The organism is Nostoc sp. LEGE 12454 (genome assembly GCF_056620565.1).
The window spans coordinates 1-18,451 of sequence record NZ_JBWQXL010000046.1 but is presented as its reverse complement, the minus strand read 5'-3'; the positions used below and the strand labels follow the sequence as shown (position 1 = coordinate 18,451).

The window sequence follows — 18,451 nt, the reverse complement described above, 5'->3', positions numbered from 1 at the left end:
AAACACGGGGTTTTAAACCCATTTTTCTTATAACTTAAATAGGACTTTTATAGATTATGAAAGTAATTATTGTCATGCCACTAGCCGAGCAACGAGGCGGTGGTGAAATGATGCTTTGGGATTTGGTGCAGCAGGGACGTAATGCTGGTGTTGAGTGGCTAGTGATATTTTTAGAAGACGGCCCGATGGTCGCACAAGTAAAGTCTCTCGGTATTGATGCGCGAGTTGTGGAAAGTGGGCGTTTACGCCAAATCCACCGTTTTATTGGCGCTGTTTTGCGGATAGCTGCGATCGCCCGCCGCGAACGCGCAGATATAATTGTCAATTGGATGTGGATTACGCATATATCGGGAGGTTTAGCGGCAATGTTGGCGGGCTTGCCTGCTGTGTGGTATCAACTAGAAGTACCTAGCGATAAAACTTGGTTGGTGCGGCTTGCTACTTTAATTCCGGCGCGAGCAATTATCACTCTTTCGCAAGATGGTAAGCAAGCACAGGCAGAGATTTGGCCGCACAGACCAACACCTTTGGTTTATCCTGGTGTGGCATTAGACCGATTTGAGCCAAATGCTTTACCAACTCCAGAAGAAGCACGGCGAAAACTAGGCTTGCCTTCACACGGGCCATTGATTGGAATTGTGGGACGATTGCAACGATGGAAGGGAATGCACGTATTGGTGCAAGCGATGCCCAAAATTTTACAGAAGTATCCCGACGCCCATTGTGTGGTAGTTGGTGGTAAGCACGATTTAGAACCGGATTATCAGGACTTCTTAAAAGCCGAAATCACCGCTTTAGGCTTGAAAGACCAAGTAATTATGGCTGGGCTACAGCGTAATATCCCGGAATGGGTGCAGGCGATGGATGTATTTGTTCATGCATCGGATAATGAGCCATTTGGGATTGTGATTATTGAGGCGATGGCGCTGGGTAAACCTGTAATTGCCGGCAGTGCAGGCGGCCCGACAGAGATTATTACCGATGGGATGAATGGATTATTAACACCTTACGGCGATGCGGAGCAATTAACGATCGCAATTCTCCGCTATCTTGACGAGCAAGAATTTGCCCAAAGTGCGGGAATAGCTGCACGAGAACGCGCCCTCGATTTCTCAACGCAGAATTATGCGCAAAATTTTATTAGTGCAATTCGTTCTGTAATGCCTAGTCCTTTATCACAAAAGTTTTGATAGGTTTGTAGTAAGCACTTTAGTGCTTAAAAATCTAGGACTAAAGTCCTTATTACAAACGATTTATTAATTGGTATTACTTGCCTTTTACCGAATGTTGCACCAGCCAGCAATGTAAGCCTACCATTAACAGTGCTAATGGCAGCATCAACATTGGGATGATTTCTAAACTTGTCCAACTTGCAACCCAACCGGCTCCAGTGGGTATAATCGCAGCCCCCAAACTGGCAGCACTAGTGGCAATGCTAACAGCCGCAGGAACATGGGGGTCTGGTAATCGTTGAGGAATTAACCAAATGGTTGCAGGAAAGATCGCTGCCAACCCAAAGCCAATCAACGGTAAGCTAATCCATTGATCTGGCAGTTGCCACCAAGCAAGCAATCCAATGATTACAAGACTGAGCGACATACTGATTGTGCGGACTGCCCCAAGCCGTTGCAAGAAATAACCTAAGATGAAACGTCCCAATGTTAATCCCACCCAGTAGGCACTAACGCTGTAACCAGCAATCAGCGTGGGAGTGTGACGAGCGACAGACTGCACAGTGTATGCCCAGTTACCGATGCAGGCTTCAGTGCCAACATAAACCAGCAAAAGTAATCCAGTTAGCAGTACTATCGGAGTTTGCAGCGCTCTGCCCAGATTTTCTAAGGCAGTTGTCTTTGATGGCAATACCCGTACTGTCATTGGTGTGTAGTTGAAGATGATTACGCCCAGCACGCTGACAATTAATAGGCTGACAATTCCGGCTAATACCCCATAAACCTGTCGCCAGTTCATCCCAACTGCTAACAAAGTAGTAGCGATCGCCGGGCCTGAAAGTGCGCCAATACCATAGAAAGCATGGAGCAAACCAATCAAACTGGCACTGCGGGAATCTTGCACAATGTAGGTGTTAATACCTGCATCAATCAATCCAATGCCCAATCCCAACGCCGATCCAGCCGCAACCATGAGAAACCAGGAGGGTGAGATGGCATAGATTGTCAGTGCCATCGTCAGCGCACCCGCAGCAATCAACAGCATTCGGGCTAATCCCAACCGACTACTCACCAGACTGCTGGTGAATGCCGCCAGAATGTAGCCGCTAATTTGACTGAGAAACAGCAGGGTGATGGTTGCTGGAGTCAGGTTATAGGTAGACAGAATCGAGGGCAGAAGAACTCCTAATCCTGCTTCAGCAATGCCAATGGCAATAAAGGCATAGAAAGCGATCGCCGAACCTATCCACAGAGGCGGTAAGGTGCGTTGATAGTCTGTCATTGGCTGGAATGCTCCTGGATCGGACAATTTGACTGCTGAGATTTAATCAATTAATCAATCGCCTTATCCTTCCTTTTTGAATGCTTGACCTGCTATAAACGCTAATGCTGCTGTACCAGCGATCGCACCCCACTGAAGAAGCGGATTTTTCTCTAGCCAGTCGGAAATGCTAGGTATAACTAAGTTACTATAGTCCCCCTTAACTCTTTCGTCTTCAGAAACAGATTGGTAAAAATTATTTGGTGCATCTTCAGACTTCGCCTCAGAAGAACGTAGTAAATCGAAGCCGACGAGTAGTAACAATGAATCTACTAATGATGGTGAGATGCGCTGTACCACATCTAATATTTTAGCTACATCTCCAACCAAGTAGTCACGAGTTGGATGTTCGGCTACGTAGAGGATAGCATCAGCTACAAGTTTAGGATCGTAGTAAGGTGGTATCCCGGAAGGCTTTACGCCTAATTTCGTCAGACCATTATTCCAAAAGGGGGTATTAATCACCGCTGGTTTCACACTCGTGACGCTGATCGGCCATTTTTCATGTAGCAACTCAAGGCGCATGGCTTCGATAAAGCCCTCAACGCCGTGCTTGGCTGCCGAGTAAGCACTTTGGTAGGGGAGCGATCGCTTACCTTCCATTGAAGAGACGTGGATCAGTGCCCCCCGTCCCTCACGCTTCAGATGGGGTAGGGCTGCCATTGCACCATACACTTGTCCCATGAGATCGACATCAATGACATGCTTAAACTCTTCTGGTGTTATGTTGTCGAAAGTGGCAAAGATGCCGATAGCAGAGACGTGTACCCATGTATCGAGTCGCCCGTAAACTTCCACAGTTTTATCTGCGATCGCTTTAACTTGCTCAGATACTTCCACATCAGCTACGTAAAAAGTTGCCTCACCGCCAAAGCCGCGAATCTCCTCCACTAAAGACTTTAGCTTCGACTCACTCCGAGCCGAGACTAGGACTTTTGCGCCGCGTCTAGCAAACTCAAGAGCTGTGACACGTCCGATCCCGCTGGAGGCTCCGACGACCGAAACGACTTGCTGATTGATTGGCTTTAATTGCATAAGTGTTACTTTTTAAAATAAATTAGGGATTGGGAATTGGCTTCAAGAACGTTAGAGACTTTAGCTTCAATAGGTAATTCAGTCGCTTTGTTAGTATCAGTTGTTATTAAAAATATTTCTTAATAACTCCCTAGTACATATATATGTTAATTATTATTACGGTTGCATTTCTCTGTCTATTGGGGAATCTGAAAGCGCCACAGGAAGTAGATGTAAGCATTTTCTAGACTTTCAAGACTCCCGCATTTCTCACAAGCTTCAGGCGTTTGATGGAGCGGAGGGGCAGAGGGGCAGAGGGGCAGAGGGCAGGGGGCAGGGGGAAAAGACCTCTTATCTGCTGCCGTGAATCAGAGCGGAACATGGGGCTGAGTCCATCCACTTCTTAATAAGTGGTTCTCGTACCCTACAGGAAGCTAGCTCAACAGTGGGGTTAATCCCTTTTCTGTTTTGTTTCCCCTGCTCCTCTGCCCCCCCGCTCCTCTGCTCCCCTGCTCCCCCGCTCCCCTGCTCCCCAATCTGTTTAAGCGAGCCATTGTAATCCCTTATTCTGTAATTTCTGCTCGATATGCTGCATTTCCTGGATAGTTTCTCCAGTCACGATCGCATAAATTTCAGTGTAGATTTTTCCGTATTTGACCCTCTCTAAAGCCGACAGAACGATCAAGTCTTTGCGATCTAGTTCTGGTTTTAAGGTGACTAAAATTGAATCTAACGTTCCTTCCATGCGGTAGCTACTAGAATATTTAGCAACTTCCTTTCCCAGTCCCAGTAGGGTGTGACGTTGCAAACACAACGGAGTCGATCCATTAACTCGGAAATTGGCATCGATCGCATAAAATTGTCCGTCTCGATCTTCGAGTACATCGAACCCAATTACGCCGAAATAACCCTGTTTGTGAGCATACTCACCAATAGCGGCAATCATCTCAAAGAACTTGCTCATGTCAGTGTTGCGGTAGTCAATCAGTCCCCCTAAATAATTACCTTCTGGAGTGACGAGTTGGCTGGTAGTGCCGATGAGGGTTATCTCTCCCGTTTTGTTGACATAAAACTGTACGCAGTAATTCTGCACCTCATTCTTGACGAACTCCGAGACAATAATCTTATCGAGCAACTTAATATTGAGGTATTTCCTGATTTCCTCAAAGCAGTAGTTCAGATCGCTGAGGCTTTTGATGATATAAGTGCCTTCCCCTGAGAGTCCGTGGGACGTTTTAATTAAGTAGGGAAATTGTGGTAAATGAATGTCTTCGAGATTGACTTCATGCAAATTGTAGCTTTCGTATTTTGGACATTGCACCCCCAGTTGGTCTAGCGTTACTTTGCTGAGTAAGCGGTAATGAGTGTCTGAATCAATAGCGTGTTTTTCAGGTTTTAGACGATCGAAGGGAAATAGAGTGATGAGTTTATCAAAGCGTTCGCTGTGGCTGAGATCGTCCAGATAAGTCAAGCGATCCATCAGAGACCTATTGGAGTAGCTGAAGCCAAAGTGTTCTTGCCAGTATGCAAGCAGCGACTTTGGCGGCGGATTAATCATAATTCCTGGAATGCGATCGCCTAACACAGCCAGAATTTTCCAAGGTTCCTTTTGGCAAATCTTGTCAAAGGAGGTTTTGGTGGCTTCACTACTGCCATCTTGAATAAAATATTTTTCCAGGTTAGGATAAGCAGCCCAACTGGCAGTTGCAGGGTAATTGAGGATAAACCCATAAGATGCATCTGTGATATCTTGAGCAAACAGATCGGAAAGAGAACTCCCTTGAAAGTATTGAAAGTTATATTGTGAGTTCATTTAGCCCTCCGAGAAACCGCGTCCTCAAACAATTGGACAGATACATCTTCTGTCTGCGCTCCTGCCAGCAGCATCCTGTCTTGGTGAAAGACAATTTCTTTATTAATTGCAGCTAAAACTTGGGCAAATTTTGGTTTTAATGTCTTTTGTGTCATGATCGAGCGCTACACACAAATTTACGACGCTAATTTAAGTTTAAAACAATTGAATAGTATGATATTGAACTGCTTAAGAATATTCAGACAGCACTCAGGATGAAATACATGTTAGCGTCTTAGCTGTGCTAATTGAATCAATTCGTCTACCACTAGCCTCACACCCAAGCGAATTTTTTCTAAATCAGCAGATACAGCGTTATATCGTCTGGTATGCGCGGAACGATCACCGATTGCTTTCAACTCACGCAAAATATTTTTTGTTTCGCGACCAAGAGAAAGTCCATTCTTATCAACTGCGTCTGCAATAATGCCTGACAACATTAAGTAATTACCATCTTTGTCTGCTATACGACTTTGGATATTGTGGTATTCATAACATTCTATTAATAGAGTTTCAACAAGCCGACGTAAAAGTACAGATGCACCGTCATAGAATCCGTATTGAAAAGATCCATTTACCTGAAAAGCTATTTTCTCAATATATCCTCTTGTATTTTTCCATATTGCTTCAGATAGATAACCTTGTTCTAAATCAACATTAGCAGTTGGTTTTTCAATAACTAAAACAAGCCAATCTCTAATTGTAGTGCGTGAAGTTGGTTTGAGATAAAATCCAGACTTACTCTTCAATGCAAGTTTGGTATTTGTAATAGCTTCTTCCAATTTTGTTGAATTAGGATTGCCAAGTCCAGTTTTGTAGATAGTGCGTGCAAGTACACTGGACTTAAGTTGAATACCTGGATTTTGGCAATCATGAAACCATAGGATAGCTAGAGCACGATGTGCATTCGATAGTTCAATCTTATTAAGCCGAATACAAAATTCTTCAAGTTTCATTTACGAATTACAAATTGTTTGTTCCTTTGAGTACAGGTAAGTCATGATCTACTAAGTTCTCACCGTGGTTTGTGATTTTGATATTGCCTCGTTCTGATGTATCAAGCCAACCTTTACGTTTTGCAGTATCTCGAATGCTTTGAGGCAGATTCTTAGGTGTCCGAAGCTGGACATCTTTGAAACATGTAAAAACGTGCTCTGGTGTAATTTTATCTAACTCTAAGACTAACTTTAAGTAATACACTGCAAGAGTAATGCTTTGCTCTTGAGTAACAGGTTTTTTCTCAGCATACAAATCACGCCATGAAGACTTGCCATCTGGCCGTAGATTTAAATCCTTAACAATTACCATAGTTGGAGGCTTGTAAGAACTACGTTTTGACTTAGAACTTGTTGTAACACTATCCAACTCTTCTTCATCCTCAAAAGCAATATCTTCCATAACATCATCAGCATCTTGAGAAACTTCAGATGCGGATAAAATTTTTATAGTTTTTGGATTTGATTGAAATGTTTTACCAACTGCTGCGGTAATTGCTTGTATACTTTCTCGAATTGTTTCACTATCGCCGTCAAATTCAGCGAAAAAAACGCGGATGCGACCATGACTGTTCTTTGCCATTTGCAATTATTCTAATACTTTTAGGTTAGTATAACGTCGAACAAATTATGTCCTAGCTTTAAGCAATATTAAATTTTTATTAAATTTATTAAATATATTTAGCATAAAAAAAGTTAATTTACTAATACAAGTATGGTTCTGTATGCTTTGTAGTCAATGTAACACAATGGCTAGGAATATTCAACCTGATCTAGCTTAATTACTTAAATGAACCAGCTTCCATATCTCCATAAATACATATATCACAACTCAATGATAAAACTGTCTCGCAGATGAAAGTCAGCTTCTACGCCTTGATGAGTTAACGCCCAGTAAGTAATCTCGCCATCTCTATGTTTGATAACTGTAGTAATGCCAATCTCAATGTCTTGGTTTGCCAAGACGATTTTATCCAAATCGACATCTAACGCAAGTGCTAAACTGTCAACTTGATTATGAACACTAAACGGTAGCTTTTTAAAAGCTGTTTCCTCTTGCATCCCTTGACGGTATCCATCAAAGCGATAGACATTCCAGTGTCCGGCGGGGGAGAGGTTAAATTCCCAATACCGTAGAGAATCTTTGATGCCAAGAAAGAACTCAAAACAAGTGTCTTCCCATAATTCATACTTGCGTGATGGTGCATTTGATGGTGGAACAATTGCAATTTCTTTTAAATCACCTCCAAGGTTGTAGCAGATGGTAAGTTGATTAGCATTTCGGGAGATATTGCCTGTAATTTTCAAATGAGGAAAAGGCTCGGTGCAAGGGAAGGGTTGCAGGGAAAATGTCTGCTTGTTCATTTCATATCTTGGATAATTTTGCGAATCTGCATTTCTTGAGATTCAATACTTTCAGTCAGCTTAAACTGGACGATCGCTCTTGCTAAATTATGTTCTGGGTGCTTAACTTTGAAGTAGACATTCCCTGCTAAATAATCAGCAAAAAATCTCAGTCCTAGTTCAAAAGTAATTAGACGAATTGCATCATATATGTATGCATAATCATTCTCGGTCAGAAATGCCTTAGCCACAGCAAGATAACCCTGGAGGATTTCCTGACACAGATCGGTATCGAAATAAATACTTTCCCAATTCTCGGTTTCTTCACCAGCCGGATTGCAACCCGATCGCAGGCAATCACCAATATCGTAATGTACCAAACCGGGTTTAACTGTGTCGAGGTCGATGACGCTGACGGCTTGCTGGGTAACAATGTCAAACATCACGTTATTGATTTTGGGATCGCCGTGCATCAGACGCAGGGGTAGCTTGCCTTCAGCCTTGGCATTTTCTAGGATATGTGCAAAGGTTTGGCGATCGCTAACAAACTGTAAGCAATAATTAACTTCCGAAGATTGACGTACACTAGTTTTCGGCAAAACTTCCTCGTAATGCTGGAGATAAAACGGTGTAATATGAAAGCCTTCGAGGGTGTCAGCAAGTTTTTCTGCTGGCAAATCGCTGATTAAATTGTGGAACATCCCCAAGGCATAACCGATTTCTTTCGCGTGTGAGCGATCGCGCATACTATCAAAAGACTGGGAGCCTTGAATAAAGCTGATTGCCCGCCAAAATGAGCCGTCTGCATCCTTCCAGTGGTCTTGAGCGTTTTTGGTCAACAATACGCGTGGCACTTCCCAGCGACGATTAAGGGGTGTATCCTGCAACCTTTTTTGAACGTGTTCAGTTAAGGTACGCATATTCTGCATAATCAGTTGTGGCTGACGAAACACCTGTGTGTTAATGCGTTGCAGGACAAAATGTTGTTCCTTTGAGGAATCTAAAGTTGCTAAAAAGGTGTCATTGATATTACCACTGCCAAATGCTTTAACGCCTGTAACCTTTCCCAGTTGGGCGAATTGGTTAGCGATCGCCACCAGATTTCGGGTATCCTGTGTATTAAATTCTTCTATCATCTGTTTCATCTCTACTACTCCTCACGTACTTTGCACGAAAGCAATAGGGGATATCGTAGCGCAAGTGTCAAGATAATTTGTAATTCGTAATTCGTAATTCGTAATTCGTAATTGATTAACGAGATGTCAATTATGATTTTTTAAAAGTACTAGAGCAATCCTGAATCCATTCGTGAAAAACAAGATTCCCAACTTTTCAAAAAAGTCGGGAATCTGCGGGTTGCAATTTTCGTCAACCCCGTGCTAATTCAACAGTTAGGAAATCTCATCGCTATCAACCCACTCATCATAAGATGAGTCATAACCAACGTAGTGAAGAAAGTATTGTTGACCTTGGATTTGCTCAATCGTTGCGGAATACCAAGCCTCTTGGTCATCATCCCAACATTTTACCTTTTGACCTACTGCATATCCATTTTCATCAGTGGAGCGAAGATCGCGAGTCCGAATGTCATCTTCACCTACCCACTCGTCATAAGATGAACCGTAACCAAGGTAATGAACAAAGAACTGGTCATCTTCGATTTTCTCAATAGTTCCTTGATACCAATCCTCGTCATCATTATCCCAGACTTCTACTGTTTTGCTGATTTCATACTGATTCTTATCTGATTTATCTGATTTAACGGCAGATGAGACATCTTGAATCGGCTTTTGTTCCTCTTGTTTGATTTCCTCTTTTACTAAAGTGTATGCTTGCACAATCAAACTGCGAACGACAGTTTGAATTCCTGTATGCTCGTAGTAATTGGTAGTTTGATCTAGGAATGCTGCAACTAAATCTAAATTATCATCAGCAATCTGAATAAAATTACCCAAATGACTAGAAATTGATTGCGGGGTTACGCCTGTTTTGGATACTAAATTATTCATCCAGCCTTGCACGGAGTTGAAACCCTGATTGATAAAACCAAGTTTATCAGAAGGATTACTGCCTGGAAGAAAGTTATTAACGGCTAAGAAAACCGGATTTTGAGTTATTGCACTAGAATCAGTACCACTAATAACTCCGTGAATTTTGCTGAGAAAGTCAGGCCCCAATGGCAGAATTCCATCTAGACAAACTAAAGCTACCATCCGCATTAGAGATGCATTTTGATAGTTGTTAGTCAGGGAATTAGCAAACTCTTGGGGATTAGGTTGAGGAATACCGTTTAGTTTGCAAAAGGCAATAATTTCGACGGCGATTTTCAATACTAAGTCAATGGATTGAGTGACATCAGCTTTGGGAGTAATTTTGCCTAAAAAGGAGAGAAAGCCGATTTTCTCACTAACTTTATTCGCTAAAGCCGCCGCTGCCATCGCTGTGTCTGCTTTATCAATTGTTTGATAAAGTTTGATTGCAAACTGGTAGCCTTGTTGAGGATCTACGTATAAAGTAGCAGCGCGATCGCGGATTTTCTGAATTACCTTAGCATCAGTTTCTCCAGTAATGGTGCGGATACTATTGTCAAACCCCGTTAAATTGCTCCATTCACCTGGTGCTACATAATCAAGAGCTTTTAAAACTTTGACAGTAATATTGTCAGTCGGTAACTCGTCAACCAACTGAATAATTGATTTATCCATCAGCCGATCCTTAAAACTCCAGATATTGTTACAACACGGTTCAGAACAGCCCATATCTAGCGCTGGGCAATTACTAAACCGTATTTATAGAGTTCCCCAACCCGATCAAAAAATAACGATGTTAGTAACAGACGCTACACCTTAAGATATTGCATAGGCGATCGCATCCCAAACGCAAAACTGAATCAACAGTTTGAGTCTGCGAGGGATGCGATGCGTAGGCGCAGCCCGTCGTAGATATCGCTTCCCAAATAAAACCCAGATGGATTAGCAAACCTAGATGCAGAAAGCAATTCTGAATCCACAATGGTATTATTTCGGCAAAACTACGCTTTGACGCATAGCACGCTTGCGATCGCTTTTACGAGTACCTCCAGCCATCTGATATTCATGGCTATTGTTACCATATTTATAAGCAATACCACGCAAAATTTTCTCAGAATAGTCTGCTAATTCCTGTTCGTTTTCGACAAGCTGGGTTAGTAAGACATCAATAGTAGAGAGGGTGGTATTGTATTCTTCTAGAGATTGCCGCACGCTTTCGATTTTTTCAGTATAATCTTTGACTGTTAACCCCTCTCCGACATCGAGAGTTTGACTAATAGATTTAACGCTTGCTAGACGTAGTTCAGCTTTGCCAAGAGTACGTGAATTGCGTTTTCGCCTTCCCATAATTAATACTCATTTTCTCAATTTCTCATAACTCTATAGTGGACAATTGTTGAAAAGGTTGTCATACGTGGAATTGTTGATTTTTCTAAAAAAGCCTAAAATTTATTTGCTTTATACCAATTCGTAATTACGAACTATGAATTACAAATTATGAATTGATATAATGTCAAAACGGAAACTGCTACAGCTTGCGCGAAACACGGAAACGTTAAAGCAGAAATTGCTGCAAGCAAAGCGGAAGCTGCTACAGCTTGCGCAAAACACGGAAACGTTAAAGCGAAAGTTGCTGCAAGCAAAGCGGAAGTTGCTACAGCTTGCGCGAAACACGGAAACGTTAAAGCGGAAGTTGCTGCAAGCAAAGCGGAAGTTGCTGCAAGATCGGACGCCAATTGATATTAAAGGTTGTTTGACAAGTGCTTAAGTGTGATTTTAGGCACTCATTGATCCCCCCTAGCCCCCCTTAAAAAGGGGGGAAAACTTCTTAAAGTCCCCCTTTTTAAGGGGGATTTAGGGGGATCTAAAACTTTTTGCTACCAACAACAGGACTTTTTAAACATCCTCTTAGAAAGCGATCGCTCCGAAAGTGCGATGGCTACGCCCGCCGCAGGCATCGCAATAACAGTAATTGATTTCCCTGAGCGAAGTCGTTCGCGTAGCGTCCCGCAGGGAAAGGAACATTCTAATTGCTTTTAGTACCAATGCCATCGCAGAGAGTGCGATCGCTTACATTGGGATTTGCACTTTTTACTCAGCACTCTTCATTTTTTACCCCTTATCTTTTTCCCCACTTCTGCAAGAAGTCTACTGTGCAACCCAAAACAACGGTTAATTTATCAATTAAATGTATTTAATAGCTGAAAGCAGCTATTATAAGAATCTATAAGCAATCAAATCTTAATTCTTTCATCTGGGTTGGAAAAGCATTGAGTGCCAGTCAAGAGACTTGATGAAATCAGTATAACTATTGATTGTAACTAAAACCGCTATGAACCCTAGTTTTTTAACTGCCCATACTTCAACCACGATCGCTATTGTTGGCGGAGGTTTTAGTGGTTCTCTAGTCGCTACCCACCTATTGAAAACTGCCACCCAACCCCTCACCATTAAGCTGATTGAGCGCAGCGATCAAATTGGCAAGGGAATCGCTTACAGTACAGATACCAACTGTCATTTGCTGAATGTATCGGCAGGTAACATGAGTGCATTTGCCCACGATCCAGGGCATTTGTTACGTTGGCTTCAGCACAACCGCGATGAGTTGACAGCATTTTTTTCAGAAAAAGTAAATGCCAGTACCTTCATACCTCGTAAAGTCTATGGTTTATACATTCAATCGGTTTTAGCAGAAGCAGAAGCCACAGCACCCAGTGATGTGCGACTAGAACGCTTCACCGATGAAGTGGTAGGGGTACAGCCTGAAGAAAAAAGTGTAATGATTTCTCTGCGTAGTGGTCGCTGTTTTGCCGCAGACAGAGTTGTATTGGCATTGGGGAACTCACCTTCTGCACCCCCCGCTATTCAAAACCCAAACAGTAATGATGATTATCTGCGTAATGCTTGGTCAGCCGATGCCTTAGCAGACCTTGATGCTGATGCACCTGTGTTGCTAATTGGTACGGGACTGACGATGGTAGATATGGTTTTATCTCTGAACGATCGCCAACATCGGGGTAAAATTTATGCTGTGTCCCGACGAGGCTTATTTCCGCTCAAACATCAAGCGGCTCAACCTTATGCCTGCTTCTTAACGCTAGAAAATTCACCAAAAAGTGTGCGCGACTGGTTACGTCGGCTGCGTACCGAGGTGGAAATTGCATCTGCCCAAGGCTATGACTGGCGGGCAGTAATTGATTCTCTGCGCTCCATAAATCAGAAAATCTGGCAAAAACTACCAACCGAGGAACAGCAACGTTTTTTGCGTCATTTGACACCTTATTGGGATGTGCATCGTCACCGCATTGCCCCAAGGGTAGCAGATGTTGTCACTGAAATGCTGGATTCTGGTCAACTTACCATTGCCGCCGGGCGGATTCGAGAATATCAAGCTTTGCCGGACGGTGTAGCTGTAACCGTATGCCAGCGCAAAACCCAAACTAATTATATCTTGCACGTCCGTCGGGTGGTGAATTGTACAGGGGTAGCAGCAGATTATCGCCGATCGCCTCATCCTTTGATTACTGATTTGCGATCGCAGAAATTAATTCGCCCCAATGCCATCGGTTTAGGATTAGATACAGATACCCACGGTGCTTTATATGCAGCAGACGGTAACGTTTCGACGCTGTTTTATACCTTGGGAACTCCGCGCAAGGGCGACTTGTGGGAAACTATCGCTGTACCAGAATTACGGGGACAGGCGCAGGAATTATCTAAGGCGTTGTTGCAGTCGCTACCAGTGCGTGTGCGGAGTATTCCGACGATGCCTTTGTTAAACGATGTCTACGACGGGCTACGCCTACGCAGTGCAGAGATACCGCAGTCAACTTTCCTATTCCGGCAATTTTTTGACCCTGCAACTAGTAGTTACACTTATTTAATTGGCGATCGGCAGACAGGAGATGCTGTTCTAGTCGATCCTGTATTAGAGCAAGTTGACCGCGATTTGGAATCTTTGGATGAACTGGGATTAAAGCTACGCTACTGTCTAGAAACTCACCTTCATGCCGATCATATTACAGGGGCAGGCAAACTCAGGCAAAAAACAGGCGCTCAAGCGATCGTTCCCCAGAATACTGCTGTGACAAAAGCCGATCACTCCCTTGTGGGTGGCGAAATCCTAGAGGTGGGATCGGTAATCATCGAAACGATTTTCACACCAGGGCACAGCGCCAGTCATATAGCATATTTGGTAAACAAAACCCATCTGTTAACTGGTGATGCCTTGTTTATTCGTGGTTGTGGACGCACAGATTTTCAGGGAGGCGATCCTGGAACTTTATACGATGTCGTGACACAACGCTTATTCACCTTACCAGATGATACTTTGGTATATCCTGCCCATGACTATAAAGGACGCACAGTTTCTACCATTGGCGAAGAAAAGCGGCTTAATCCCAGATTTAGCGATCGCAGTCGTAGTCAATTCATTACCATCATGAATAATCTCAAATTGAGTTATCCCCAAAAGATGAATGCAACAGTACCTGCAAATGAATACTGTGGTGATTTTATTCCTCAAGAAAGCTTAGACCAGGCTACAAGTTCGGCAACAGATGAAGAACAGAAACAAATAGAACTCACAGTCATGACTAATACAGAAATTTACAATGATTACTTTGCTATGTATATCTAGAGCAGAGTGAAAATCAAAATTTTTCCACCCAGGGACGCAATTCCACTTCCCAAGTCCAAGCATTGCGAGGTTGGCGGAGAATGCTCAGATAAGTTTGAGCGATCGCATCTGGATCGAGTAAACTATCTGGTCGATCGTCTGGTTCTATCCGGGTAGCAGAACGAATTCCTCCATCAATTACAAAATGCGCCACATGGATATTCTGAGGAGCCAATTCACGGGCAATGCTTTGAGCCAAACCCCGTAAAGCAAATTTACCCATTGCAAACGGTGCAGATTGAGGATAACCCTTAACACTAGCGGAAGCACCTGTAAAAAAGATTGCTCCCCCACCCACAGCTAACTGACGTTTTGCTGCCGCTTGTGCTACTAAAAAGCCACCATACGCAGTAATTTCTAGTGTTTTAGCAACATCGGCTGGGTCAAGTTCCACAAATGAACCCCGAACCCGCCAGCTAGGATTATACACAACCAATGTTGGTACTCCTAGTTTTTGTTCGACATCTGTAAATAGTTGTTCAACTTCATCTAGTTGAGAAGCATCAGCCGTAAAAGTGACAGATCCAATTTCATCAGACAATGCTTTGAGCTTATCAATTTGCCTTGCTGCTAAAGCAATAGTAAAGCCTTCTTTTGCCAATAAACGGGCTAGTGAAGCACTAAGTCCACTACCAGCCCCAACAATCAATGCAATATTTGTCATATCCTCAATTTTTCCCTCAAATGAATAACATAATCAACAATTTACTAAAGCTGTACTAAACAAGCTTCTGACTTTTTGTCAAAATGAGCAACAGAGATATTTTTGCAGTCAGGAGAGTTTCAACCGTTTACCTGCTCTATCTTTACACCCATTCCTTGGTCTAGTTCTATGAACTTTGGCCCGGCGATCAGAACTACGATCATCATTAAAATACTCGTCACCATGATGATGCTCACGACGCTGGGATCTTCAAAATTACTTGTAGCGACTAATAATGCTGCGGCAAAATTGCGTTGAGCTGTTCCGACTCCTAGCACTCGTTGGGTATCGATACCGGGGCCGCCCAAAAGATAACCTACGGTAAAGGAGAAGACTATGAAAACAGCACAAACTAAAATTGCACCTGTTTGTAATAAGCCAATGATATCGTTAGTGTGAACTATCAGCCTGACTACTAGACCTAAAAGCAATCCAGCATTAGATAATTTGAACAAAATCGGCTGGATAGTGGGGGCGATCGCACTCAATTTTGCTTTGATGAATAACCCAATGATCAATGGGCTAACCATCATTAACAATAAGGGTTTGGCAATGTCCCAGGAGTTAATTTGCACACCTTCTACCACTAAGGGCAGTACAATCGGCATATAAAAAATTGTGCCCAGCATTAGCAACATCATTAATCCCACTGAGAAAGCGATATTGCCTTTGACTATGTGGGCAAGTTTCGGTAGTGCTGGAGGCCCTGATGCTACTGCCATAATCAGTAAGCCATCTCTTAGTGGTTCGCTTAAATGTACTACTTGCAATAGTAAATATACAAAAACTGGCACTAGTACAAAATTTGTCAGCAGCGATGATATGACTAAGCGAGGGTTGCGGAGTGGTTCCCAAATCTGTTGTACGGTGAGACTTAACCCTGCACCCAGCATGGTGAACGCGATAAATGTGAAAAGTGCGAGTTTGTCGATTAGTGACAAGATTTCGTTCATGATTTTTTTCTCATGCGGAGGGCGGAGGGGAGCAGGGGAACAGGGGAGCAGGGGAGCAGAGGAGCAGGGGGGCAGAGGGGAATGAGGAATAAATTACCCTTTAACCCTTCCCCTTTCCCCAATGCCCAATTCCTATTACTTCAATTCCAGGGTGACTTGCTGTAAGTTACCGGTGAATGCAAAGGGTGTTTGGTAAGTATCTACCGCAGGTGTGCCAGTATCTTGACCAACATCAAAGGTTTCATCTAAACCAAATCGGTAGCCTACAGTTTTATCAATGCGACCTTCGGCAACCTGTTGATCGTTGATTGAGAGCTTACCAGTACCACCTGCCCCCGGAGCGCCACCATCATAAGTAAAGTCAAATTTGATTTGGGATTTACCGATCGCAATTGGTTGAGAAGATTGAATGATTGTGCGATCGCTATTTAACAAGTTGTAAGCAAAGGTGGGTTTACCTTCTTGCAGGAAGAAACTCCAACCCGCAAAACGTCCGCCTTGGGTAACTAAAACGCCTTCAGTACCATCTTTGGCAGCATCCACATCGGCAGTGATACTAAAGGAGCGATTCTTGATATTGGGAGCGCTGCCTTCGGGAATCCCTGCAACAGAGGTGTAATAAGTAAAGCTATTGCGTCCTGTGATTAGGTTGGAACGGATTTTGACATCAAACCGTTGAAGTAAGCGATCGTCCAAGGGCAGAACTTTGTATTTCTCTGCTTCCTTCAGAAATAGATTTTGTAGTTGCGCTAACTTGTCAGGGTTCTGCTTGGCTAAATCGTTGGCTTCACTGAAGTCTTTGGTAATATTGTATAGTTCCCAATTATCTTCATCGAAGGTAGTTTTGGAAACACGCTCCCAAGGTAAGCGTCCATGACGGGCGGCCGCTACCCAACCTCGATCGTAAATGCCACGATTGCCAAACATCTCAAAATACTGGGTTTTGTGATGGGATGGTACAGCAGGATCGTCAAAGCTATAAACAAGGCTAGTGCCTTCGATGGGTTGTTGTTTTACACCGTTGACTACCTCTGGTTCTTCAATCCCCACAACTTCCAGAATTGTAGGTGCAATATCAATTACATGATGGAATTGGCTCCGCAGTCCACCACGATTTTTGATGCGATCGCCCCAAGCTACAACTAAACCATTGCGGGTTCCGCCGAAGTGAGAAGCAATTTGTTTTGTCCATTGGAAGGGGCTATCCACTGCCCAAGCCCAAGCTGCATGAAAATGATTGAAGGTTTTTGGCCCACCTAAATCATCTAAAGCCGCGAGAACTTCTTGAGGATTTTCTGCTACGCCATTAAAAACTTTTAATTCATTGATACTACCTGTTAAGCCGCCTTCAGCACTCGCACCATTATCTCCGGCGATAAAAAAGACTAAGGTGTTATCCAATTCACCAAGTTGATCGATCGCGTCAATGACTCTACCAATTTGTGCATCGGTATGGCTGAGGAAACCTGCAAATACTTCCGCCTGACGCGCATAAACTTTCTGCTCGGTGGGAGTGAGGGAATCCCAAGCTGGGAGTTCTGCTGGGCGAGGAGTCAGCTTCGTATCGGCGGGAATTACACCCAAAGCTAACTGACGAGCAAAGATGTCTTCACGTAATTTATCCCAACCTCGATCAAATTTACCCTTGTACTTGTCGATCCATTCTTTGGGCGCATGGTGTGGGGCATGGGTTGCGCCAGTGGCAAAGTAGGTAAAGAAGGGTTTATCAGGAGCGATCGCTTGCTGGGTACGAATCCACTTAATTGCATGGTCTGCTAAATCGGGGGTGAGGTGATAATCAGGGCGATGTCTACGACGGGCTGCGCCTACGCTTGGTTTCTGAATATGTTGAGTATTTTCCACCAAGGCTGGACTCCATTGATTGGTATCACCACCCAGAAATCCATAAAAGTACTCAAAACCTAAACCTGTCGGCCAGCGATCGAATGGGCCTGCCGCACTGGTTTCATAGTCTGGGGTATTGTGCCATTTGCCAAAGGCCGCTGTGTTATATCCATAGTCTCGCAATACTTCAGCGATCGTTGCCGGAATGGCACTAAGAAAAGCTCTAAGCTATACAGGATAAGCGCTACAGATTTCAAAGCTATTAAACAGTGTGGGGACGAGGCAGGCGATTGTTCTTGATGAAGTGTTGCGATCGCTAATGAAGTTTGCTCCCGGCGTAACTGCCCGCCTTGTTGGGATGCCTGCGGCGGTAAACTACACTGTGCCTAACTCTAGACAGTGCAAAGATGTTCGAGTTGTCCAAAAAAAATTTAGGTAGGAAAAGCGAAGCTCGTTCATGAAATACTTTCAAAAAGACGAGCAAGCAAACATCATAAATACTACTGTGACACTACGAGTACAAATCCTCAAGGATAAATTTAAT

At 43.4% G+C, this 18,451-nt stretch carries 16 protein-coding genes; 3 read left to right on the top strand and 13 right to left on the bottom strand.

Going from position 1 to position 18,451, the window contains the following annotated elements; all coding sequences use genetic code 11:
* Positions 1-56: 56 nt before the first annotated feature.
* Positions 57-1,190, top strand: a complete 1,134-nt coding sequence (locus AC1F2U_RS28765) for a glycosyltransferase family 4 protein (RefSeq protein ID WP_480264243.1) — start codon at positions 57-59, stop codon at positions 1,188-1,190.
* Between the two features lie 76 nt (positions 1,191-1,266).
* Here AC1F2U_RS28765 and AC1F2U_RS28760 read toward each other — a convergent pair whose 3' ends face one another.
* The 10 genes from AC1F2U_RS28760 to AC1F2U_RS28715 all read right to left on the bottom strand — a co-directional run bounded on the left by AC1F2U_RS28760 (position 1,267) and on the right by AC1F2U_RS28715 (position 11,075).
* Positions 1,267-2,454: an MFS transporter gene (locus tag AC1F2U_RS28760; RefSeq protein WP_480264242.1), complete on the bottom strand. Its 1,188-nt coding sequence runs from the start codon at positions 2,452-2,454 to the stop codon at positions 1,267-1,269.
* A gap of 63 nt (positions 2,455-2,517) precedes the next feature.
* Entirely contained in the window at positions 2,518-3,528 is a 1,011-nt protein-coding gene (locus AC1F2U_RS28755) for an SDR family oxidoreductase (protein ID WP_480264241.1), read from the bottom strand.
* A gap of 520 nt (positions 3,529-4,048) precedes the next feature.
* Complete coding sequence (locus AC1F2U_RS28750; protein WP_480264240.1) at positions 4,049-5,320, bottom strand: ATP-grasp domain-containing protein; 1,272 nt, start codon at positions 5,318-5,320, stop codon at positions 4,049-4,051.
* Positions 5,317-5,475 carry a hypothetical protein gene (locus AC1F2U_RS28745; protein WP_480264239.1) on the bottom strand — a complete coding sequence of 53 codons (159 nt, stop codon included), beginning with the start codon at positions 5,473-5,475 and terminating at the stop codon, positions 5,317-5,319. The genes AC1F2U_RS28750 and AC1F2U_RS28745 overlap by 4 nt, the downstream gene beginning before the upstream one ends.
* 111 nt (positions 5,476-5,586) lie before the next feature.
* Positions 5,587-6,315: a hypothetical protein gene (locus AC1F2U_RS28740; RefSeq protein ID WP_480264238.1), complete on the bottom strand. Its 729-nt coding sequence runs from the start codon at positions 6,313-6,315 to the stop codon at positions 5,587-5,589.
* Positions 6,316-6,322: 7 nt separating this feature from the next.
* A complete protein-coding gene (locus AC1F2U_RS28735; protein ID WP_480264237.1) occupies positions 6,323-6,937 on the bottom strand; it encodes a hypothetical protein in 615 nt (204 codons plus the stop codon).
* Positions 6,938-7,179: 242 nt separating this feature from the next.
* On the bottom strand, positions 7,180-7,719 hold the full coding sequence (locus AC1F2U_RS28730; RefSeq protein WP_480264236.1) for a DOMON-like domain-containing protein: 540 nt from the start codon (positions 7,717-7,719) through the stop codon (positions 7,180-7,182).
* Complete coding sequence (locus AC1F2U_RS28725) at positions 7,716-8,834, bottom strand: phosphotransferase enzyme family protein (RefSeq protein ID WP_480264263.1); 1,119 nt, start codon at positions 8,832-8,834, stop codon at positions 7,716-7,718. Before AC1F2U_RS28725 ends, AC1F2U_RS28730 begins: the two co-directional genes overlap by 4 nt.
* Before the next feature lie 255 nt (positions 8,835-9,089).
* Complete coding sequence (locus AC1F2U_RS28720) at positions 9,090-10,403, bottom strand: Tudor-knot domain-containing protein (RefSeq protein ID WP_480264235.1); 1,314 nt, start codon at positions 10,401-10,403, stop codon at positions 9,090-9,092.
* 312 nt (positions 10,404-10,715) lie between these two features.
* Positions 10,716-11,075 (bottom strand): hypothetical protein, encoded by a 360-nt coding sequence (locus AC1F2U_RS28715; RefSeq protein WP_480264234.1) that lies wholly within the window; start codon positions 11,073-11,075, stop codon positions 10,716-10,718.
* A gap of 985 nt (positions 11,076-12,060) precedes the next feature.
* On the opposite strand from AC1F2U_RS28715, the gene AC1F2U_RS28710 reads away from it, so the two are divergent.
* On the top strand, positions 12,061-14,367 hold the full coding sequence (locus tag AC1F2U_RS28710) for an FAD/NAD(P)-binding protein (protein WP_480264233.1): 2,307 nt from the start codon (positions 12,061-12,063) through the stop codon (positions 14,365-14,367).
* Positions 14,368-14,380: 13 nt separating this feature from the next.
* Here the strand turns inward: AC1F2U_RS28710 and AC1F2U_RS28705 are convergent, their stop codons facing one another.
* The 3 genes from AC1F2U_RS28705 to AC1F2U_RS28695 form a co-directional block, all read right to left on the bottom strand.
* Entirely contained in the window at positions 14,381-15,070 is a 690-nt protein-coding gene (locus tag AC1F2U_RS28705) for an SDR family NAD(P)-dependent oxidoreductase (protein WP_480264232.1), read from the bottom strand.
* Positions 15,071-15,189: 119 nt separating this feature from the next.
* A complete protein-coding gene (locus AC1F2U_RS28700) occupies positions 15,190-16,062 on the bottom strand; it encodes a bile acid:sodium symporter family protein (RefSeq protein WP_480264231.1) in 873 nt (290 codons plus the stop codon).
* Between the two features lie 135 nt (positions 16,063-16,197).
* Positions 16,198-18,102 (bottom strand): arylsulfatase, encoded by a 1,905-nt coding sequence (locus AC1F2U_RS28695; protein ID WP_480264262.1) that lies wholly within the window; start codon positions 18,100-18,102, stop codon positions 16,198-16,200.
* Between the two features lie 76 nt (positions 18,103-18,178).
* Here AC1F2U_RS28695 and AC1F2U_RS28690 point away from each other — a divergent pair, with 76 nt between their 5' ends.
* Entirely contained in the window at positions 18,179-18,346 is a 168-nt protein-coding gene (locus AC1F2U_RS28690; RefSeq protein ID WP_480264230.1) for a hypothetical protein, read from the top strand.
* Positions 18,347-18,451: the final 105 nt, after the last annotated feature.